The sequence below is a fragment of the Bradyrhizobium sp. Ken01 genome (genome assembly GCF_055807355.1).
In genome coordinates this window covers 1-21,263 of sequence record NZ_JBVVPC010000070.1, presented here as the reverse complement: position 1 = coordinate 21,263, position 21,263 = coordinate 1, and the positions used below count along the sequence as shown (strand labels likewise).

At 58.3% G+C, this 21,263-nt stretch carries 16 protein-coding genes and 2 pseudogenes; 5 read left to right on the top strand and 13 right to left on the bottom strand.

Annotated features, from left to right (window positions below):
* Positions 1 to 680: 680 nt before the first annotated feature.
* Entirely contained in the window at positions 681 to 1,136 is a 456-nt protein-coding gene (locus AC0L3S_RS36460) for a GlcG/HbpS family heme-binding protein (protein ID WP_473284654.1), read from the bottom strand.
* A 2,885-nt stretch (positions 1,137 to 4,021) separates the two neighbouring features.
* On the bottom strand, positions 4,022 to 4,255 hold the full coding sequence (locus AC0L3S_RS36455; RefSeq protein ID WP_473284653.1) for a hypothetical protein: 234 nt from the start codon (positions 4,253 to 4,255) through the stop codon (positions 4,022 to 4,024).
* Between the two features lie 784 nt (positions 4,256 to 5,039).
* Here AC0L3S_RS36455 and AC0L3S_RS36450 point away from each other — a divergent pair.
* Positions 5,040 to 5,198 carry a hypothetical protein gene (locus AC0L3S_RS36450; RefSeq protein ID WP_473284658.1) on the top strand — a complete coding sequence of 53 codons (159 nt, stop codon included), beginning with the start codon at positions 5,040 to 5,042 and terminating at the stop codon, positions 5,196 to 5,198.
* 603 nt (positions 5,199 to 5,801) lie between these two features.
* On the opposite strand, the gene AC0L3S_RS36445 is transcribed toward AC0L3S_RS36450, so the two are convergent.
* From AC0L3S_RS36445 to AC0L3S_RS36405, 9 genes and pseudogenes are all read right to left on the bottom strand, one after another.
* A complete protein-coding gene (locus tag AC0L3S_RS36445) occupies positions 5,802 to 6,416 on the bottom strand; it encodes a LabA-like NYN domain-containing protein (RefSeq protein WP_473284656.1) in 615 nt (204 codons plus the stop codon).
* Between the two features lie 611 nt (positions 6,417 to 7,027).
* On the bottom strand, positions 7,028 to 7,333 hold the full coding sequence (locus AC0L3S_RS36440; RefSeq protein ID WP_473284651.1) for a hypothetical protein: 306 nt from the start codon (positions 7,331 to 7,333) through the stop codon (positions 7,028 to 7,030).
* 708 nt (positions 7,334 to 8,041) lie between these two features.
* Positions 8,042 to 9,235 (bottom strand): G1 family glutamic endopeptidase, encoded by a 1,194-nt coding sequence (locus AC0L3S_RS36435; RefSeq protein WP_473284649.1) that lies wholly within the window; start codon positions 9,233 to 9,235, stop codon positions 8,042 to 8,044.
* On the bottom strand, positions 9,232 to 11,028 hold the full coding sequence (locus AC0L3S_RS36430; RefSeq protein ID WP_473284647.1) for a phosphatase PAP2 family protein: 1,797 nt from the start codon (positions 11,026 to 11,028) through the stop codon (positions 9,232 to 9,234). Before AC0L3S_RS36430 ends, AC0L3S_RS36435 begins: the two co-directional genes overlap by 4 nt.
* A 42-nt stretch (positions 11,029 to 11,070) precedes the next feature.
* The gene (locus AC0L3S_RS36425) at positions 11,071 to 12,876 is read right to left on the bottom strand and encodes an adenylate/guanylate cyclase domain-containing protein (protein WP_473284645.1); all 1,806 of its coding nucleotides are present in this window, start codon (positions 12,874 to 12,876) and stop codon (positions 11,071 to 11,073) included.
* 834 nt (positions 12,877 to 13,710) lie between these two features.
* Positions 13,711 to 13,884 carry a hypothetical protein gene (locus AC0L3S_RS36420; protein ID WP_473284642.1) on the bottom strand — a complete coding sequence of 58 codons (174 nt, stop codon included), beginning with the start codon at positions 13,882 to 13,884 and terminating at the stop codon, positions 13,711 to 13,713.
* Between the two features lie 443 nt (positions 13,885 to 14,327).
* Positions 14,328 to 15,697 (bottom strand): annotated as a pseudogene (locus tag AC0L3S_RS36415) (transposase).
* A 23-nt stretch (positions 15,698 to 15,720) separates the two neighbouring features.
* On the bottom strand, positions 15,721 to 15,876 hold the full coding sequence (locus AC0L3S_RS36410) for a hypothetical protein (protein WP_473284640.1): 156 nt from the start codon (positions 15,874 to 15,876) through the stop codon (positions 15,721 to 15,723).
* Between the two features lie 110 nt (positions 15,877 to 15,986).
* Positions 15,987 to 16,190 (bottom strand): cold-shock protein, encoded by a 204-nt coding sequence (locus AC0L3S_RS36405; protein ID WP_473284639.1) that lies wholly within the window; start codon positions 16,188 to 16,190, stop codon positions 15,987 to 15,989.
* Between the two features lie 362 nt (positions 16,191 to 16,552).
* On the opposite strand from AC0L3S_RS36405, the gene AC0L3S_RS36400 reads away from it, so the two are divergent.
* From AC0L3S_RS36400 to AC0L3S_RS36385, 4 genes are all read left to right on the top strand, one after another.
* Complete coding sequence (locus AC0L3S_RS36400; protein WP_473284637.1) at positions 16,553 to 16,879, top strand: hypothetical protein; 327 nt, start codon at positions 16,553 to 16,555, stop codon at positions 16,877 to 16,879.
* A gap of 192 nt (positions 16,880 to 17,071) precedes the next feature.
* The gene (locus AC0L3S_RS36395) at positions 17,072 to 17,290 is read left to right on the top strand and encodes a hypothetical protein (protein ID WP_473284635.1); all 219 of its coding nucleotides are present in this window, start codon (positions 17,072 to 17,074) and stop codon (positions 17,288 to 17,290) included.
* Positions 17,291 to 17,828: 538 nt separating this feature from the next.
* Complete coding sequence (locus tag AC0L3S_RS36390) at positions 17,829 to 17,987, top strand: hypothetical protein (RefSeq protein WP_473284633.1); 159 nt, start codon at positions 17,829 to 17,831, stop codon at positions 17,985 to 17,987.
* Between the two features lie 1,146 nt (positions 17,988 to 19,133).
* Entirely contained in the window at positions 19,134 to 19,427 is a 294-nt protein-coding gene (locus AC0L3S_RS36385; protein ID WP_473284631.1) for a hypothetical protein, read from the top strand.
* A 540-nt stretch (positions 19,428 to 19,967) separates the two neighbouring features.
* Here the strand turns inward: AC0L3S_RS36385 and AC0L3S_RS36380 are convergent.
* Positions 19,968 to 20,213, bottom strand: a complete 246-nt coding sequence (locus AC0L3S_RS36380; RefSeq protein WP_473284629.1) for a hypothetical protein — start codon at positions 20,211 to 20,213, stop codon at positions 19,968 to 19,970.
* Between the two features lie 766 nt (positions 20,214 to 20,979).
* Positions 20,980 to 21,263: pseudogene (locus tag AC0L3S_RS36375) on the bottom strand (DUF5131 family protein); the annotation flags it as partial.

The window sequence follows — 21,263 nt, the reverse complement described above, 5'->3', positions numbered from 1 at the left end:
GGGTGTCGTTGGAGCATCTCTATCATGAAAGTTCGCATCGGCATTGCCCGCCGTCTTTGGCCGGCGGCCCAACGGGGCGATCCTTCGGCTTGACGCTCTTCAAGGCTGCGATGTCGCCTCGCAACAGCGGTGGCGGTTCCGCATGCCGTTCTCTTCAGTTTACCCCTGTGAACGGACATCGTCAGACCGCCCCGGCATGTCTCACACGGGCCAACCGCGGACATCCCCCTTTAAAATCTACTAATCTACTAATCTACTAATCTACTAATCTACTAATCTACTAATCTACTAATCTACTAACAAGTCGGCCCTCATCACGTGCGCCGGATGCGTCGACCACGGCGCAGATCGCAGGTCGGATTGTCGGTCGACGCCGCGAAGCTATCCCGGCGAATCCAATCAGGCCACTTGAGGCTTCTCGTGAGCCGTCTCGTCCTTTGAGTTCAAGACGCATAAGGTGCTCGCGCGCCCTAGTCAGCTCCGCAGTTGGTGCCGCCAATTCGCCGGCGCCTTTCACCAATACGAGAAGGCCAGGCTGGTCGCAAAACGGCGCCAGGCACTCACGGGTGCAATCATCGACGACGGCAGGACGCGGAAGCGGCGATTGACTAACTGATTGAGACGTTTGCTGATATTCCAGAATGGTATCGCGGGGCCCTCGGCCCGTGGCCTCTCCCTGGCTATTTGCCGGGCTCCGGCAACCAAAAGCGCGTAGAATCCGGAAATCCGAATTCGACGCCGGCCTTGCTGCAAATTTCATCTTGCCCAAGGCTTGAGCTTCCACTTACGCCAACGCCACCCAGTAAAATTGTGTTGTGATCTACCTTAATGGGCTTGCCCCCTTGCGAAGGAATTCCAAGGAAGATCCTTGCATGGAGAAAGCGAACTATAGACCAAAACATTCGTTGCCCGGGCACCCAGCCTTGTTTCCGCTCGGCCCATTCCAGCGAGGTACGACCGAAAGCAGATGCTGTAGCTGCCTTCCGTCGAGCCAACTCTACGGTTTCGTCGGAGGCATGATCCCCACGAAGAAAAGCGCGAACAGCACCGTTGTTGTCGACCACTGCGACCGACACTGTTGGACCACATTCCTCAAGCGCTTTTTGAGCCGCCTGCAATGTCATATCGAGCGACACGCGCCTTTCCGTCAAACCTTGCGCGAGAGCTGAGCTTGAAAAGGCAATAGCCGCAGCAAGAACAGTTGCTAGTCGCACAAACATTGTACCCCCCTCAGATCGCTCACCTCGGCCGGCGGCCTGACGACAGACCTGGCCAGATTGTATCGCAGAACCTTAATCGTCGACTGACCTTAACCGACACGTGCGATCAGGTGAGCTTTGGCTAATCGCTCTTCGAGAACCAAGAATTTTCTGCACACCCGTCGCCGCAAGTACAGCTCACCATGCCGCCCCTGATAATGATCACCAATGCAAAACACCGAGCGGTAGTTTTTTGCCCAAATCTACGGCTTTCTCAAAAATGAACGACAAACTACGATCGACCAATTATTGGACGAATCTTTCAAATTAAATAGCGGTGCTACCTGCCAAACAACACCATCACAATTGAACACGTCGCGGCCGCACTCCGCGTGCTTGCTCTCTTGTTGGCCGCCTATATTCTGTTTTTCATTTTCTGCCCTACAACTCCACCTTGTCAATCTGACGATGCGCGATCTCCTATTTATTTCTGCCCGCGGGGAACGCATGTCGGTGGATCGACCTTTGCTCAGATACTCTCAACCGCACTGATTGCGGTCAGCATCGCGTTAACCGGATATTTCGCAGCGCCGCATGTCAATCCTCGGACGATGTTGTAGCAAGCCCGTAGCGGACAGCGCGACCTCTCCGCTGACACCCGCCAGCAACAGTAGCTGAACTCCGGATCGATGCTGCCGAGCGCCCTGACGCGGCGGTTCGTTTCTGAATATCCTACCCGGACGGCTGTACCCGACGATGAAACCTCATTGGCCCAGTTGAAATCCTCCTGATTGTTGCCATCAACGTGGCGGGGTACTTTGCTATTGCGCCTTTTAACTGTGGGACATTTTCTAGCCGCATGATCAACGGAGATGCTGATTGGCCGTAGGACGCCGTGGCTAGACAGGTCCCACTGCCGGCCCCCGCGACCTTCCGCACGGTCGGCCCGGTACGCCAGCCCGCTAACATAGCGACCGAGCGCTGCGAAACGGACATCTCAACCGTTCGGTTGATATGTTTGCCCTCGTTAGTAAGAATCTGTCGGATTGGATCTTAGGACGGGCCGCAGGGGGGCGGCCCATTCGTGCAGCACTTGGTACGTGTTAACGACAGGGTCGAAGTTATCGCTAATACCGGCGGAGATCGAGCGCCTCGTCGAGCTCATCCAAATTTATAAAGACCCGAGTTACTGAAACGCTGGTGGATCGAATAATCCGGCAAAGCCTGCGGCCGACGCAGGATGCTTCCGCTTTAGCAGTAGCCATGAGGGGCGCATGTTTCGGACACCGTTTGACTTCGGGAGTTGAGATATGAGGGCGCCGGGATCACCAGAGCCGCTCCGGATAAGAGGAGCAGACAAACAATCAAAATGCGCCGCGGAACGCGCTCCCGATTTGAATAGCTCATGAATCAATTGCTCGGCTGAAGCTGGAGTTCTGCGCCCCGCAGACAGAAGCAATTGTGAACTAGTTCACAGATTGTAGATTAAGTTTGAAGTCGAGGAGGGCAAGTCTGCGAAGGCCTAGCCGGTTGAGATCGATTCCGGATGCGGACTCGAGCCGCGCCAACTTCGTAGCCGATGGGCGGGCTCAGTTTGCACCGTGGTGCTCGCACGCCGTTATCCAGCCTGGGATCAATGACGTCACGCAGCGACGCACGGCCTCGCATGGGAAATGACGCTGCCCACGGAGACTTCTTCAACAACCAGTTGGTCGGATTCAGCGCATCAAGCCGCCATTAACAATGCGGCGGTTCGCTCGGCGTTCAACGGAGGCGTGAGGGCTGGCTCGGTGGGCACGCAGAGATATTTCGATATCGCGAGCGTGACGGATACCGCAGTTGTGCATAAAACACCGTCTCGGATCCCGCTTTGTGATCTCGCTCACCGTCATTGTGAGACTCTGTCGTCCGCGCTACCAAAGTCGACGATGGAATAGCAGTGCGGAGAAGAATGGCGATGTCATAATATGGCCCGCACTCTTTGCCCTGGCGGGGATATTGGCGTTATCTTTTTTGCGCGCAACAGTTCAGATTGAAGACGGCGGGTCTGCATTCAGCCGGCGTTTCGCGTTCGTGAGACGGGTCAGAGTTACCCGTCAATCTGCGCGATGCTGCATGGTTGAAGGCGTGATACCGCTGCTCATGTATCACCCGTATCGTGACAAGCCCTGTCGCCTCGTTCCCAGGCGGCCTAACGTCAGTCCCAGAGTGTAGGCGCGTGCCTTGACTGCTTCCGGCGTCCGCCCAAGTTGTTTGGCGAGAGCTTCGAGTGAGCGACCTGCAATCAGCTCACCACGAAGGATCGCGTCTTCATCACCGGTCCAGCTTCGTCGATTACCGCTCAAGGTATGTCTCCGAGAAGTTTGAAAAGTATGTCAAGCGAAGCGAATTGGACAAAGACGCAAGAACCGCAACTCGCGCATTATTGCAAGCCAATGGAACGCCAGCTCAAATTAGCCCTGGTCCGCATTGGCGCACTATGCAAATCCGTTTTTGTGAAGCCGCTCATACATCTCTCGCGCTTATCGTAACAATATGTATTGGTTAGTTTGGTGGACGATATGGACGAAGAGTTCTGTAGGGAGCCCATCCGGGTCGTGCGCGATCTTGCGGATAAAGCGGACCCGTTCATCAGGAGGCGCCTTCTGGAACTTGCCCGGCACTACGATCGAAGACTCTCGATTGGCAGAGGCGTCATTGAGTCAGATATAGGTATCGAAGGATACCGGCTCCATCCGACCACCCGGCTTTTTCTCCAGAGTGAGCCAAGGCCAGAACCCGCCCGGCGCCTTCGTCTGGCTGACAGAAAATAGTTTTTGACCTCAGCCCTTGCTGGGCGGATCGTCATCATGGAAATGAGAGTTGCGTGCTTCAGAGTTCCGGAAGAAAAGGAATATGGACACCACGCCGATGAGCGCCGCAATGGTATATTGGCGGATCTCGTCCGGTGTGAAGCCGCCGTAGATATGCAATGTATGACGCAACAGCATGGCGCTGACGAGGGCCGCGAACAGAAAGCCGATGCAATGCCGAGCCCGCAAACTTAGATGATCCATTTCGGCCGCCGCTAGGTAGATACTGAGATGTTGGGTCAGCAGATTTCAAAAATAAACTTGAGATCCGGAACGCTGAAAATTTGCTGGTTCCCCGTCGGATGGGATAACTTATCATGCAATCTTCGTCATCTTATGCCTAAAGTTTGACCTCGGAAGGCAGATGCGAAGTTTGCATTGCAGAACGTTGCTGACCTATCATCTAAGGTGTTTTTGATCGCTGTCCATTGTCTCTTTGAGGGCACGTTCGGATGGAATCATCATCAGAAGCTGCAGAAAATTGCCCGCGGTGCGGTGCTGAGGTGCAGATCGTTTCTTTGAGATTTACCTGGCGGGGGGTTGAGACCATAGCATCTTGTCCGGAGTGCACGACCATTGCCTCAGCTGACGTTGAACTCAATGTGGCGCCTCGGATGGGGCTTTCGATCCCGCAAAGCGTTGAAAAGCGATCGGAAACGCGCGTTGGGCTCTGATTTAATTCGTTGGGCATCACTGAATGCAATTTACTGCGCCCAGCCGACGGCACCGTCGTCGATAGCTCGGCCGTCGTGCAGCGGCTTAAGGACTGCTCCGGACCGTAGAGCCGGGTGGCGTCTGCCTTCTGAATCTTGACGATCCTGCCGCAGCATCGGCAACCTAGCCTTAGAAGGTGCCGGGGAATTTAGTTAGCCGCAGCAGACGTCCGGAGGCGCCGGCCCCCGGGCTGGCCGCCTCTGCGCGGGTGTCCTCCAGTCGGGCTGCCGACAGAACGCTCGACACCAGCCCAGCTACGCGCTCGGTGCACTTAATGGATACGTTCGAAGCCGTCGAGTTCGCGACTCTGGAATGGGTGGATTGGTCCAACAACCGACGGCTGCTCGAGCCCATTGGCAACATCCCGCCTGCCGAAACCGAGCAACGCTATTACGCCATGCTGCTGAGCAACGGCCATGGCGGCATAACGTAAGCCAATGGCCTACGGCAAACCTGGGCGGTTCACGGGTGACGCATGTCAGAGAATAGCTCTCGCCGAGGGGGCAGCCCCGGCAAGGGCTTTGGGAGGTAGACCAGGGCCGCTCCGCCGGCGAGGGCCGGCAGACCTTAATCTTTGACGAAGTTCCGCATTCCACTCCGGAGCGAAGCGCTGCATAGTTTTCCCATTGCTTGCCTACTTTTCCAATGAGGTTTTTTGCGATGTCGAACAGTGTCGAAGATCTGCAGATGCCACGCTTGATCAGGGCACTTCAAAGCTGGCCGACAAGGGCACACGGCGCACGGTGCTCTTGTACGTCGAGGAGCAGGTTCAGAAGCAGTCAGCCGAGGCAACGGTCGAGCGCTCGACCAAGTCGTCCCCTGGCGCTGGCGATAGCACAACCTTAGATTCGTAGTCATAGGCCGCAAGGCATGCGAAGCTAAACCATATTGCGTCTCGGAGGGAAAAACCCGGTGCGCCTAGCATTGCCTTTTCTGGGAATTGGTCTCTGCGCATCGCTGGCGGCGTGGATGTCGGTGATGTTGTTCTATTGAAGTCGGGTTGCACGTATTCATCGATGTGGGCGCGCCCCTTAATCTAGCCGGGAGGGTCGTTTCCTTTTAGTTCTTGCAATTTTGGCATGTGTCCACGCGCTTCACGATCACGCGGGGCGGGGCGTTCGGACGGGTCGCGGCCGAGCTTGGACTGCAGCTCGATGAGATCCGTGAAGACATCAGCCTGGCGGCGCAGCTCGTCGGCGATCATCGGCGGCTGGCTGGCGATTGTGGAGACCACTGTGACCCGCACACCACGGCGTTGCACGGCCTCGACCAGGGAGCGGAAATCGCCGTCACCGGAGAACAGCACCATCTGATCGATGTGCTCAGCGAGCTCCATTGCGTCCACGGCGAGCTCGATGTCCATGTTGCCCTTGACCTTGCGGCGGCCGGAGGCGTCGATGAATTCCTTGGTCGCCTTGGTGACGACCGTGTAGCCGTTGTAGTCGAGCCAGTCGATCAGCGGGCGGATCGAGGAGTATTCCTGATCCTCGATCGTCGCGGTGTAGTAGAACGCCCTCAGCAGCGTCCCGCGGCCCTGAAACTCCTTCAGCAGGCGCTTGTAGTCGATGTCAAAGCCCAGAGTTTTCGCCGTCGCATAGAAGTTAGCTCCATCGATGAAGAGCGCGACCTTATCCGTAGGTGAATGGGACATCTGTAGGCTTTCGGTGAGGCAAGTCGGGGTTAATTCGCGACGCAAATTTCGGTCGCATTCTGTATGGATAGCTACCGGAGATCGTCGAGTAGCTTCAAACGCTTTAAGCTTCAACTAATATCAGAGCGTTGCATGGCGTGGAACTCTACGATTGCCCTAAAGTTCTCTCTGTCAAATTTGTAATGTATCCTGTCCATTTCCAAGTGCGCATTTGAAGTTTCCATAAATGATCGCTGGCGATTTTGCTCTCTTTGATTTGTCGATACATAGACGCGGTCGTGCCTGGCGATGGTCCGTCATTGACCACTCAGGCAACCCTTTGTTGACTGGTAGCGAGCGCAGCAGGACTGCAGCTCGTTACAGGGCCACTAGAGCAATCTTCCAAATGTTATTGACGGCTCCGCATCGAACTCAGAGTTATCCAGCAGCCTGGTCGCTCGCCTCGAAGATTGAGTCGCCACGCACCTCCCCAGACGCAGGGAGAAGGCGCGGCTTGAAATCGAGGGGCTAATAGGCGCCGCGCCGGTCTAACGAGCTGGGTGACGGCAGAAGATTGCCTATCACAGCAAGATTAGACCCGCGCGGTAAGAGCAGCGGAAACGGCGCATCTATCACTGCACTTTTCGCCCGAGGTCTCTCAGGAGCGAGTGGAGAAAATCACTCGCATGGTCGTAACGCGCGCCGCCGCTCGCGATTTCACGGGCCCGCGGCTCCACTACACTACCGACGGTTTCTGGACCGAGGAGATCCGCTTTTTCGGACCATTGCTCCAGGAGGCGATCAGGAATGTATTCTGCAGACCCGAACGACCTCAAAAGGCATTCCTCGGCTTCGGCTTTGTGATCGTGATGAGCCTTCGTCGCATAGAAAGCGAATAGTCCACGAAAAGCATCACGGGAAACGGCTGGTTTTGCCATTGCAATGTCCCCGCATAATTGAATTCTCAACGAAGAGGAGCGGCCTCAGAAGTTCATTGGTTGATCTAAACAACACGTATTGAAACGCCTGCCGCAGCGTTGCCGTTGCTTCAGGACCCGGGTGTAAATAGATGCGAGATGAACGTGCGATCCCCGGTCACAGGAGCATGCCAAGTTGACTCGCTTCTGCCAACAAAAATCTGACGGCTGCCGGGAAAATCTGGCAATCCAAACCTATGTCAGTTTAATTGACATATGGACCGAGCCGTTCGGCAAGTGAAGTATCATGATGATCTATCAGGATACGTGCTCGACGAGCTCGGCTATGCCTTGAGTTTGGATGTGAGATTGCGCGACGGAAGTAGAAGCAAAGGGAAGGGCCGCTGCGAAGAAGAAGCCCCGTGGAAGTTTGGTGCGATGGTCGGCGCCTCGCCCCTTTGCAGCCGCAGCTGGACTGGACCTTGTACTCACAACCCCAATCAGTCCGCGGCACGGAGTCGGAGCCTTGTCATGCTATATTGCATTCGATGTCGCGCTCAATCCATCACATCGCCAACTAGGGAAGCGCAAGGTCGGCGACTGTACAAATCCGGGTCACTGGGTCAGGCGGAGCGCAAGAGGGAAGGGCGCGTGAGCTCTCGGCTCCTTTAGATCGGAACTTCGAAATGGTCGACGCTACCTTTGGCAGCTCCACCAGCGTTTTTGCGCTCACTCCTTGTAGACCACCGTAACCTTGCCGTCTTTTGCTTCGACCGGCTTGGCGATCACCACCAGCCTCGAAGGCTCCCGCCTGTGCTCCATCATGCGTAGTTTTATCGGCGTGCGGAAATTCACGGCTGGGGTGATCTGTGGGGCCTGCACCGCTGCCAGGACAGCTGGATCGGGATCGGGCGCAAGACTCGCCGCAAAGCCGTCGACCCCGGCGCTGCCGAAGTCCGGCAACGGAAACAGCTCACCCTCCTTGACGTTCCCGTTCGGGCTGTCGCAAAGCGCGGTCGGGCGTTCCAAAATCCACTCGGAGCTCGACCCACGCGCCGGCACGCCAGCTCGACCGTCGACGCCGGCCAGCGGGTCATTGGAGGGCGGCGCGCGGACCTCCAGTGAAGTGCCGACGTCGTCTACACTCAGAAAGAACTGGACATTGTGCCGATCGCCCGGATTTGGCTGGTCCGGCGGAAGCAGCGTCACGCAGCAAAAGACCTTTGTGCCCGGCTCGATCGCAAGGGGAAGAACCACGGGTATTTGGATCGTGCGCCCCCGCAACCACCATTGCCACCAAGCAAAATACTGCGGCAGCGACTCGCCGGTATCCCCGACGACCTGGGTGGTGCCCATCTGGGGCATCGATTTCATCCAACGCCTGAGCCCGTCGATCCCGATCCAGGTGGAACAGACCCAAGGTCCTTCCCCAATGCCAGGCCTGACCTCGGGAACGGTCCAGCTTCCGATCACCTGGACGAAGCGATTTCCGTGATTGGCGAAAGTCGCCGCACCCGACCAGTTCCGGCTGGAGCCCAGGCGGCCGCGGGAAATTGGGCTGGCATTGCCCGCATCGTCGTCGCGATCTCCGTTGGTCGCGCCGTACGCCAGGCCGACTGCCATGTCGGTGCGAAACAGGACGCGCCCCTTTGGGAAAGGCGACACGAACTTGAGGTTTCTTGGGATCATCTCCAGCCAGAGTTGCAAAGCTGCGGGATCGATGGGCCTTGGAGGCAACCCCAGCTGGACAAAGTCACCGACAGCGAGCGCCTGATCCAGCGGGTCGAAATGCAACGGCAAGATGCCCGGTGGGCGGGCAATAATGCGTTCCTTCAGCTCGGCCTCGAGCGAGTCGATCAAAGGATCCTTTGCGAACTTCGCCGCCGGCCCGCTGCTGCCGGACGGCGGTTTGGCTGCACTCACGGCCATTCTCCCTGCGCGGCCATGCTGATGTCCTGAAATCGCCGGCTTGTCGGATTGTTTGTGTTAGGCGGAATGCTCTGCGGCACGGTGAGAGGCAGCGCAGTCGATGTCAGGATATCCAGGATGCTTTGCGCGAGGTTTGCGCCGGCCTTGGAATCGCTTTCGAAATGCAGCCCGGCGATTTCGCGGTTGCGCGCGATCCGGTCGGCCAATTCGTCGATAACGGTTTCAAGCGCCGACTGTACAGATGCTGGTAGTGCCTGCTTGACGCAAAGCGCCATGAGATGGGCCTGGGTGGAATGGCCGCTCGGGTAGGCGGGATGGCCCGGAACCGGGATCGGCGGCATCAGGCCCGGTGCGAGTTGGGAGGGGCGGCGACGCTGGTAGAGCCCTTTGAAGTGCATCGATCCATAGGCGCCGATGAGGGAAGCGATGTGCAGCAGCTGGCAAGTATTGGGATGGGTTTTCGGCGAGATCCCCAAGGCGGCCGTGAAGTAACTCATGAACCCGTCTATCTGCGCTAGAATCTCTCCGAGCGCATCTGGACGCTCATCCTCCGCAAGGCGGATGAGGGCCTTCAATTCGCGCTCCGGGAAGTTCGCCGTCTGGAGCTCGACGGTGATGGTGAAGGTGTCGCCGACCGCGTAGTCGATGCTGCCCTTGCGGATGGTCAGATAGAGTTGGGTCGCCACCACGACGGCCTTCGATAATAGGGTGAACGACCCGAGCACATTGTTCAACGGATCCCTGAGCTCGAACGTCCCATCGCCGGCCGCGCTAGTGCATGTCAGGGTATAGTCGCCGACCTTGGTGTCCGATCGCGTCGGCGAGATCGGGTCCATGACGCAGCTCCCCTTACTCGCGGCAGCGGGCGCGAACTTGATGCTGGTGGCCAGTTTGCGGCCGGTCCGCAGCTTCTCCGGCTCGTCAAGCCACAGCAGGCGCTCGACCGTGAGATCGAAGCCATCGTTCAGGACGAAGTTGGCGGTGCCTTTCTGGAGCTGGAATTTGAGCTGGGTGTTGAATTGCGCCGTCCCGCCACCCGCTATGTTCGCGGTTTGCAGCGCCAAGCCCGCAGGATCGCTCAGCACGAACGTATTTGGAGCAACCGTGCAACGGACTTTGTAGGTGCCGTTCTGGACATCGGCGAGCATTGGGGTGTTGGCGTCGAGGTTGCACTTGCCGTTGCCGCCATCTCCAGAGATCGGCTGCACAGTCACGCTCATCGCCGTGACTTTGATCTTGAAGACGTCGCCTTTCTTGAAGTCCGACGCGCCCTGGGTGACGACGAACTTCAGCTCATCGGCGAATGATATGCTGGTGCCCGGTCCGGTCGCAAAGTTCATGTCCACCACGACCCGCCCGCTCGGCGCGACCAGCCGCATAACCCCGAGGTTTCCCCCCGCCGGCGCGAGCACGCACCGTAACGTATAGACACCGACACAGGCGTCCGACAGTGCCGGCGTCGTGGCGTCCAGCGCGCAGGTCCCGACGGTTCCGGGCACCGTGCTCACAGTCACGACGCGCACGGGAGGTCGCGCATAGGGCAGTGTTGCCACCTGTGCAAAATCCACCAGCATCCGCCAAGCCGACCACTCTCCGGCCCAGAATCTGTCGTTCCAAGGCAGCATGGGGGGGAAGAGGCGCTGCTCGGCGACCTTGCCCTCAGTCAGGAATGGTAGGTCGACACGATCGGGCAGAAGACCGAAGCCGCCGGCGCCAGCGCGCCCAAGGGTGCCGGAATTGCCCTCGTTGCCCTCGTTGCCCTCGTTCCCTTCGTTACTCGGTGCCACGATCGTCTCCCCTTTTTTGTGAAAAAAACGCGTCCAGGTATCTCAGTCCGGCAGCCCGGCCTCTCGCAGCCGAGCGACGAAGCCGTCGAGCAAGGCGCCACGCAAGGGCGTCCGACGCGCCCAAGATTGGATCCCGAACTTGGGGTCGGCTGCAATCAACGCCTTTGCGTACTCAGCGGCGCGCTCCCCCTGACCAAGAGCGCCTAAGGCCGCAATCAGCACCCGCAGGTTTGAGGAAAAGCGGACGTTGCTTCGCGTTGCGCGCTCGCCCCACTTGACCGCCTGCTCATGATTGCCGTTTACGTAATGTGCCTGCGCGAGCATGCTTTCGTGCCGAAAGGCGAACGGGTCGCGCGGAGACAACCGCAGCGCGTGCTCCGCCCTCAACACCGCCACTGGCCCGTCGCCCATGTAGCCGCTCGTGGCGCTCGCGAAGGACCAGCCAAGTGATAGGTTTGGCCCGGAAGCGAGCGCGCGGTCTAACAGGGCTGAAGCTGCTGTGAAATCGTGGTCGACGAAGGATTTCAAATGACCGCGGATCGCCAGTGCGAGCGCGGCGCCCTCGTCACGCTCCAGCGCCGCCTCCGAGCAACGCACCGCGGCTTCGTTGTCCGTATCAACATCTGACGACCAGCCCTGCCCAACGCGCAGAAGATGCCAGTAAGCCGCATACGCCCAAGCGGGCGCGTAGCTGGGATCCTCGGCTACCGCCTTCTGGAGCAGGCCGCGCGCCCGGTTAAAATTCTTCTCCTCCAGTCGGAGCATTAGGTCGTTGCCGCGCAGGAGCAAGTCATACGCGGTCAGGCTGTCCGCCGGCTTGCGGCGCGCCCGCTTGAGCTCCCATTCTCGGATGTGTGGTGCGATGTTAGCGACCGCTTGGGCCGAAATGCGATCCTGGATCTCGAAGAGATCGGCAAGTTCGCCGTCATAACGGTCAGAGCTGGTGACCGTGCCGGTTTCTGTCTCACTCAACTCGGTCAGGATCCGTAGCCGCTTGCCCAAGCGCCGCACGCTTCCAGACAGCACATACCGCACCCCGAGTTCGCGTCCGACCAAACGTACGTCAGGCCGCGGGCCTGAATAGCTGAGTGTCGATCCCTGCGATACCACCAACAGCTCGTCGAGGCCCGAAAGTACGTGTATGATTCCCTCAATTAGTCCGCCTGCGAAATATGCATTGTCGCTGTCCCCCTGATCAAAGGCGAACGGCAGAACTGCAATCGATGGCCGCTCCCCACCGCGCCAAGAAGTGGCAGTCCGTGCGGGAGGCATGCCGGGCCGGTGCATCACAAACGCTTGGATCGGCCTGCTGAGGTTCTTCGGATAGAAGTCGCCGACGCTGATGATCACCGCCGGGACCTGGCCAGCGATCGCTTCAGCAACGATGCCCGAGACGACGATGCCGCCCGGTTCGGCGTACGTCTGGAGCCGAGCCGCGACATTCACGCCATCGCCGAAAACATCGTGTTCCTCGATAATGACGTCCGCTAGGTTAAGCCCTATCCGGAAGAGGATCGCATCACTGGCAGGTAGGCCGCGGTTAGCCGCTGCTGTACCCTCGTGTATTGCAAGAGCGCAGTGCGCTGCGCTGACAGCGCTCATAAACGTTGCGATGAAGCCGTCCCCTGTGTGCTTGACCAGCGTTCCATCGTGCTGGGCGAGGCTCGCCTGCACGACTCCCCTGTTGATCTGCATCAAGCGCCCGTGGGTTTCTTCCTCGGCGCGTTCCATGAGACCCGTGTAGCCCACAACATCCGCTACAAGCACAGCCAGCAGCCCACGACGAGAACTCGGCCACCGTACCTCTGGTGCGTCCGCTGGTGCTTCTAACGGGCCGACATTCGACATGATCTGCCCCTTCGGCAGTTCCGTTGATGATAGCCCGACTATTGCACTGCGTCCATGGCCAGCGCATTCGCGGTCTCTTAACGCTGGCAGTCTTGTCGGGTGCAGCCGCTGGCCCTAGTATCTAATGCATTCTGAAGCCTCAAGCTGGCGTACGGCGCGAACAATCCCTCCAACGAAGCCAAAAATCAGGTCGCGGATGCATCTGCTCAAGTTGATCCGATAGGCTCAAAAAATTCGCCGGAATCCCCGCCCCGGCAATGCTGAGTGCGATATGCATATTCAGCCTCTGGAAATCGCGAGCGAATCCCGGTGGCGGCGCCGAAGGCGGCGAGACAAATCCCGTGCGCACGAGGCCAGGCGTCCGTCCATGCACCGGACAGTGGCAGTGATAAGCCGCAGCCTTGTAGAGCCGGGAATAGAGTACGATCGCATCGAGATCGCGGGGCGTCAAAGTCCTGTAGAACCCGTAGGGCATCTGCACCCGAACGGCACGCCGTTCGGTCGCACACCGCCACTCAACAGTCTCTTATGTGCTCTTCGCTCCAGTCTCCAATGCCTGTGTCACGATCGGGCGTGATGTCGACGCGTAAACAATGTAAGCCCATCGTCCCAGACAATGGATCCGCCAACACTTTCTGATCGTTTATCACTATCATCGCTCGCCGTGCTGCTGGCGTAACGTTGAAGCTGGTGTGCTCTGGATGAACCAAGGCGAGTCGTATCGGTTCGATACCGTCTCGTCAGAGTCTTGCGCGGGCCTGCCGCATGCTTGATTTACATCAGGCGATGAAACTCAACTCACTGTAGTATTGAAGGTTCTCGTCTTGAGGCTACTTAGAACACTGCCCGTTTAAACCAATGGAAATGGCTATCCAAGGCGACAGCTAGGTTACCTAACGAGACGATGATGCCGACAATCGTGACCACAGTTGGCAGATTGCTAATTTCGTAAGTTTTGTCCCTGCTTCCAGCTGTGGTTTTGACGCGCAACAAGGTGGATTCGGGCATTCTGAGATCCTCTCCTGATGGTTGAATTAGTCGCTGGCACATCAGGGATACTCGGGCGCGCGGTCTGGTTCAATATAGCGGCACTACCCTTGAAGTAGAATAAAGTTCAAGTTCTTGTGAAGGTTGCTTCGTCACGCGCAGGCGTTCTGAGTGTCCTTTACACCCTCAGCTCTCAACCATGGGGTCTACGCCGAGGCTATCCCATGCGACAGCTAAAGAACTTCTCAGCCTTCAAGGATCGAATGCTGGAGCGCCTTGCGGTACAGCAGGTTCGGGCGAAAGAAAAAGTCAGTCTATGACCGGGGGCCGTGCCGTCTGGTTGACTTCCGCTCCTGGCCGATTTATTGCAAAAGTCGGCTGTTGGCGATGGATCGTTCGGCCATTTCGCTAAGGACGACCGGCTTTGATACGCCGGCCCTGACGCTCTCTACGCAACTCGAACGCTACGCAATGCACAGAGCCCTAGCGGGTGGTGGACGAGCGCCCAGCGACGCGAGCCTCCGCAGGTTCTGGGCGATGGCAGCAAGAACAAACTCGTCCTGTGCGCCTTTTGGTCCCCGCAGTCGGAGCCGACCGAGCTTTAGGATGCGCTTCAAGTGTGCGAACCGCATCTCGATCTTCTTGCGCTCACGCCGTGATTTCTCAAAGTCTTCGGTATCGGCAATCGAGCGGGCAACGTCTCGGGCGTATTCATGGATGTCGCGCGGGATCTTGCGCGATGGTTCTTTTGGACAGCACTGCGATTTAAGCGAGCATACATCGCAGTCGAGCTTGCTTGCTCGATACAGCAGCGTCTTGCCTTCATGCACGGTACCGCTTGTCCCAAGCCGCTTACCACCCGGGCAGTGATAGACGTCGCCGGCCGGGTCATATCGAAAGTCGCTCCGCGAGAAGGTGCCGTCATCCCGCTTCGATTTATCGAACACAGGGATATGCGGCGCGATGCCCTTCTCCTCGACCAGCCAGTTCAGCATCGGAGCCGCTCCGTAAGCGGTATCCCCGACAAGTCGCTCTGGCTTGAGGCCGAAGCGTTGCTCGGTCCGTTCGATCATGGTCTTTGCTGCACCGACCTCGGCCTGGCGAATGGCGCGGGAGGCCTCGACATCAACAATGACGCCGAACTTCACATCGATGAGATAGTTGTCGGAGTACGCGAAGAATGCCGGCCCCTTGTGAGCGCCGGTCCACTGCGCTGCTGGATCGGATGGCGAAATAAACTTCAGGACGACATCGCTGGCGGCGCCCCACGCCGGATCGTCGAGGGTTGCCAAATACTCCTTCACCGCGCGGCTAGACCTGGCTGGATCGCGATCTCTCCGCCAGTCCTGACCTGCGATCGAGCGCTGCTTGTTCGCGTCGGCCGCAATCAGGCTCGCATCGACTGCAAATCCTTCGCCACCAACCAAATCCGCGGCAATGCATGTCTCGACAATCCGTTCGAACACCCGGCGGAGAACATCGCCATCGCGGAAGCGCTCGTTGCGGGCGCGCGAGAACGCCGAATGATCCGGGACAGCATCCTCGATACCGAGCTTGCAGAACGAGCGATAGGCGAGGTTCACCTGCACTTCGCGGCAGATCAGCCGTTCCGAGCGAATCGCAAAGACATACCCCACGACCAGCATCCGGATCATCAGTTCCGGATCGATCGACGGGCGCCCCATCGACGAATAGTGAGATGCTAGTTCGCCGCGAAGCCAGGACAGATCGAGAGCAGCATCGATCTTCCGCACCAGATGATCTTCCGGAACCGCGTCGCCAAGACGAACTCGTAGAACAGTTGACCTTGGTCACTCTTCCGACGGCCCATCATGGACCGACCTCCCGCGATTCGCGTCAACACAGCGGAATCGGCACCTTGCTGACGAACTTCTGAAGTCGGTTCACTTCGGCCTCGCTACAATTGGTCCGCCGGAGGGCTTGGCGGCGCAGGCCGTACTGCTCTGCGCGCTTCGCGGCAAGCTTGCGATAGGCGGCGGCCTGGCTCAGCACTGCGCCTTGAACGTCGGATCACTCTCGTCGGCGGCCAGCCGCTCAAGTCTGACCGCTCGCTCAAGATACTCGGTGAGCAATTTCATGGCCAAGCTGGTCGGAAAAACGTGTTAGCCCACTCGCAGATTTTCAGCTGACGCCTTGCCGCGATTGTCGCGTTCCTCGTAGCTGACCTTCGCGCCTTCGTTAAGGGTACTGAGACCGGCTTTCTCGACGGCCGAGATATGAACGAAGATGTCTTTGCCGCCATTGTCGGGTTGAATGAAACCGTAACCCTTGGTCGGGTTGAACCACTTCACAGTACCTGTCGCCACCGAACGCTCCCCTGAACACAAAACGCCATGAAATCTAGTTCGTCGGCTTAGGGCAATGCAAGAGCAGCCCCGCTCGGGGAGGCACTGGACAAAGAAATTGGCCACTCACAAATGCGCGGATTATGCCTCCTAAAACAAAAAGGGCCTCAGCTCTCCGGGGTCAATGAGGAAAAGCTGAGGCCAATTTGCCACTTTGGCATTCGATGGAACGCTCTAATTCATCCGATCCCGTAGCTAGCTCATGATGGCGCGGATCATCGGCGTATTGCCGGGACACTCGGCGGGTTTCTAAGGTGTGCTCGTTCAGCGAGGGTGTGCTGCATTGATCACGGACTGCTCGCCCAACTTCTCCGGACAGGCCTATGTCGAACTCCGATCGAGCGGCTAGGATCGAACGCGCCAAAGCGCTTGGACGCGCAGCCTACCGGCTCGCGCGCGACGGCGAGATTGTGGGCAACGTGGAGCTTGATGGCGAGGACAAGCGATTGACGGAGTATCGACGCGGCCTTCTGCTCATCGATCTGTGGCGGCCTTGGCGATCGGACGCTTTCGAAACCGAGTTCTCGGAGCTTCGCGTGAGCTACGCCGACAAGAAGGTGCTCGAGCTTCGGTGGGACCGCGCAGGCTTGTTCAAGGTGGTGCTGTTTGAGCCGGGCGAATGGGAGGATCTCCTACTCGCCCGGTTGTAGGCCGGCGCGCGGCAAAGCTGTAGCCGGTTCTCTCCCGCGTCTTGCAGCAGATCCAAAACACTTTGGTGAAACTGAACCCGACGGAGTGTGCATGTGGGGAGCGCTAACTCAGGGCCCGAGCTTGATTAACTGTGTTTTCTTGCACTGATCGATGCTTCGGAACGAAGCAGATTCATTGCCGATTACCGAACCATGGATGAGCTTCACCAGTTCTCGACGGCAATGCTCGCGGTGGTGTTCGCAGCGGTAATGCTGGTCGCCGGCCAGCTCTACATCGAGCGAGCCTCCTCGCGCGAGCACACGGAGGTGCTCAAGGTGAAGGCGTTCTCTACGACGGGGCAGCCATTTGCAGCGCGCCTTGAAGAGTTAACTGCCGATCGATCGGAGATGCTGCACGCGCCGCCGTTCTAGAATTAACTCGCTGAAGCAAGCGACCTCAGCTCTGGAAGGGTGACGAGCTGAGGCCGCTCGCGCTTGGGTGCGGAGGCGAACCCGACCGAAGCCCGGGAATGCTAGCAGCGTCCATCTTTTGCCGTATGTCCATTTGTGCACTGGCGCGGCTTTATCCCCGGCCGTGCTTTACAGGTCGTGAATGGCGGTTCGAACCATCGACGCCAAGTCCAAAACGAAGAGAGCGGCTCCGAGCACAACAAGGATGCTTACGGGCCCCCAGATCATCCAACAGCCGACAAGCGCCAGGCTCAACCCAACAATACAAATCACCGCCGGAACGGTTGGCAACAGAGTTGGAGTGTCTCGCATCGGCATTGCGACTATCCCATCACAGGGAGGAGAGTCAGCCGGATTGGGAGGCCTTGGACAGGTTAGACCAAACGCCTCCGTCAGCTCAACAGCGAGCCCGGGCGGAGGTTTAACCAAGCGGCGAACTTTCAGGTTATCATCACCCGCAAATCTGTCAGGGTTGACGCTTTCTCATGAGGAGCGATCAATGCCGAGCAGCAGCGTCGAAGACCTTCAAATGCTACGGCTGATCAAGGCATTTCAAAAGATCAAAAGGGAAGAGGCCCGTCGCGCAATCATCATGTTGGTGGAAGAGCAAGGGGAAAAGGAAGCTGTGAAGTCGCCGAAAGATATCGGGACGCCGTAGCTGCAGCCGATCCTTGTCAGGATGTCGTGAGTTTTAGAGCTGTTTGACTTCAGCGATTGCACCTGAACCGGAAACATGGCGTCGACATTATCGACGAGTGCTGCGCGTGCAGGCCTGAGCATGATCCCAGATCTGAGCGCCGCAATTACATTCGAAGAGGCGATCGGGCTCGTGTGACCGCGCGTCGACCTTTACTAGTCGTGGCCTCCCTTCGCATCGAGGGGACTTGAACTCTCGAGGTCGCCTAGCCTTCGGAGACAGTCGTTCGAACATAAAAAACATCGTCCGCTCCGTTGCGAGACGAAATGGCTCCGAGATCACCACCTTTGGCTATCCCTCGCGAGCGCGAATTGGGGCGGGTCTTACGACCTTTGGCTTTCTGCAACAGGCGCTGCGACGAGCGGCGGATGGCGATATCGCTGAATAATCTATTCGTGATAGCTGACGTTCCAGACCGCTATCGCATTCTTTAGGTGCAGCTGCCGCTTAAAGAAGAGACGTGCTCTGGCAGAAAAATTGCGAGTGGGCCTTATGTCCAAATTCCTTTTTAAAGCTCGTCGACAGTCGCATTGTCTCCGATCACGGCGTACACGACCTACCAGGCGAGACAGACGTGGAGATCGAAGCGATCAAGCTGGCGCGCTCGCTACGCGAGGGACGCCCCGAGTTGGTCGGCCGCAATTGCTCGGTTTCCGTCGCGGATGAGAGATGTGCAACATCCCAATTGACGCGATCTAGTGAGATATCCAGGAGGATCGCAAACTACCTACCTTACGTGCATCATCTCGACGATCGCTAGCAGCATGAAAAGGTGGCAGGAAGACGAAGAACCAGACTCCCTCCGCCGGCGAGCGCTTCCAATTGCGTCGCACGTTCAATGTTCTCGGTCAGCAACTTCAGTGAAGCGCCTCAGTGTCCCTGCCGCTTCGATCTATGGCAACAGCAGTCGTTGCCAGAACACCGGGCCAGCGGAGAGACGGCCCCGGCTTGGAGGGTCCTGGGATAGGTAAGGCCGGGGCCGCTCCGCCAGCTTCGGCGAGCTAGCGAAACGATAGAGTGAGCACACGGTTCCTGCCGAGCAGGTCCGAAGTGCTGGCACGATTTTAGCTGCTGGTGTTTAGTGTGTTTTTGACGAGGGCAACCACGATGCCTCTTTCCCTGCGGATGATCGGCCTCGATGACTATACCGTCCACGAGGGCCGGCAGCTAGTCGGGCGCATCCGCTACACGAGCGAGCGCGGACTCGGGCCCTGGCTGTGGACCTGCATTGTGACGCTTCCCGGACCACCCTTTGGCGAAGCCGGCTCGCTCGAGGAAGCCAAAGGCCGCTTCAAGGTCGCATGGGAGCAGTTCAAAGCAAGGCATACGGCAGAACAGTTGACGAAGGCCTTCGCGGAGATGGACCAAGCCAACCGGCCAAGTCTGCGCTCAGTGCGCTAGAGCGCGATTCGCCTGCCACGATAATGGACGACAGGGTTCACGCTGGCGGACAGGCGACGACAATGTGGAACCTGGGATGCTTGGGCCTCCAGCATGGTGTAACTTCTGACCCAAATCCCTAGCGAGTCGGGGCTGCCGTGGGTATTGTCTTCCGCTCGCTAGCGGCGTGCGTTGTTTGTGTTCTTCTCCTGCTGGCATTCCGCCAATAGGACCGACTTCGGACGCAAGAGTTGCCTTGAATCCTCAGCCCAGCGCCGAAATTAAGCGTTTCGGCGGGTCGTTTTGACTGTGCGCAACTGAGCGCGTTCTATCCATCGCGATTGGAGACGAACGTGATCAGTTGGCTGATAGTCATCATCATCGCGGTCAGTGTTGCAATCCTGATCGCGCACGCGATTGACGCCATACGTTCCTGAGGCCGAGCGTCGGGTCGCTGCACATCCTTGGAATGGCGCCCGTCGGTTCCTAAAGACTGGGGCATCGGACCACGGAAGGGCAGAGAGGCGCGAGCCACGGCGCGTCGTGGCTGTGGAACTTCGATCAGTGCAGCGTCGGTCCTGGTGCGCTTGGAAGTCGCAGCCGAGCATGGCAGGGGTCGATTGCGGATTGATGGGGCGGCGGAAGCGCGGCGACGTTATCCTTCGCCGCGGCCAATTCTGGTGGCCAAGCGGTGCTCTTGGCGGCGGTGCTCGCGGGGATGGTGCTGCCCGTCCCCTGCGACTTCATGCCCGGAATCGAAGCCGAAATGACCTCACCGTAAATCGCGTCCAGAAGCATGTTCAACATGATCGCCGTCCCGTTATTGAAAAGCAGCCACGCTAAGCACGGATTGTTTCAGGAATACTTCGCGGCCCTGCGGAATGGCTTCATCTGCCAAGAAGCATCATTATTTGACCCGCGACCGGCTCAACGACGGTCAGTCGCTTGAGGATTTGAGATGCACCACAGGCTTCTAGCCGTGCACCTGAATGTGCAGAACGGACTTCCCGATCGCTCAAGTCGAGGACCTTGCGGCGAAAGAGGACGAGCTTGAGGGCCTATCGGGAAGGGTGGCCGTCGACTAACGCTCCAAACGCTCAGGCGCCGGGTGAGCCTTCTGTATCAAGCCCAAGCCGGCCAGGGATGCCTCACCCCCATTTCGCTCGGCGTACCCATTCGGCCAGCCAATGTTCTCAGGTCGCTCTGCGGGCCTACAGCTGACCTACCAGAGAAGTCGCGTAGAGCCGGCAAACTACTACTGAGGGGGATCAAAACGCCTCTTCGAAAAACGACTTCTACCTGACCTGGGATCGCCCCGGCTCAGATTTAGTGGCCAATTTGTAGCAGATCAGCTCGACGAGGATACGACCTAGCTGCTGGCGGATCCAGCATTTTCGCGTTCCGAACCAAAAGCGAGGAGTTGCAGCCCTTTGGATTATGTGGGCACCGGTTTGCACATCCAATGGTATCTGTTCGCGAGCTTCGACCGCCCTGCCGTCCGGCCGGGTGCTGAGCGCATTTGCTCAAAATGTCGGGCTGCGGCGTGGCGCGAACTTGATGCTGTCTCGACTAGGCTATGCTGCGGCGTCGCCGCCATCTTCGACCACACCTCGCCAATGAAATATCCAGCAGGTCGCCGTGGAAGAGATCGGACATCGAGTTTACGAAAATCTGCCGTGGGCTTTCCCCAAGTCTTCGGAAGGCCAAGCGCCTAGCGATCGAGGTAAAGTCTGCCCGTCCAGACCGTCCTCTTCCCGCTTTGCGGGTCACCCCGCGGTACTTGTCGACGTCAATTGCCTCAAGGCGAGCCGCCATCCGCATTGCTTAGCAATTGGTGCAGCCGGGCGAGAGCACGGT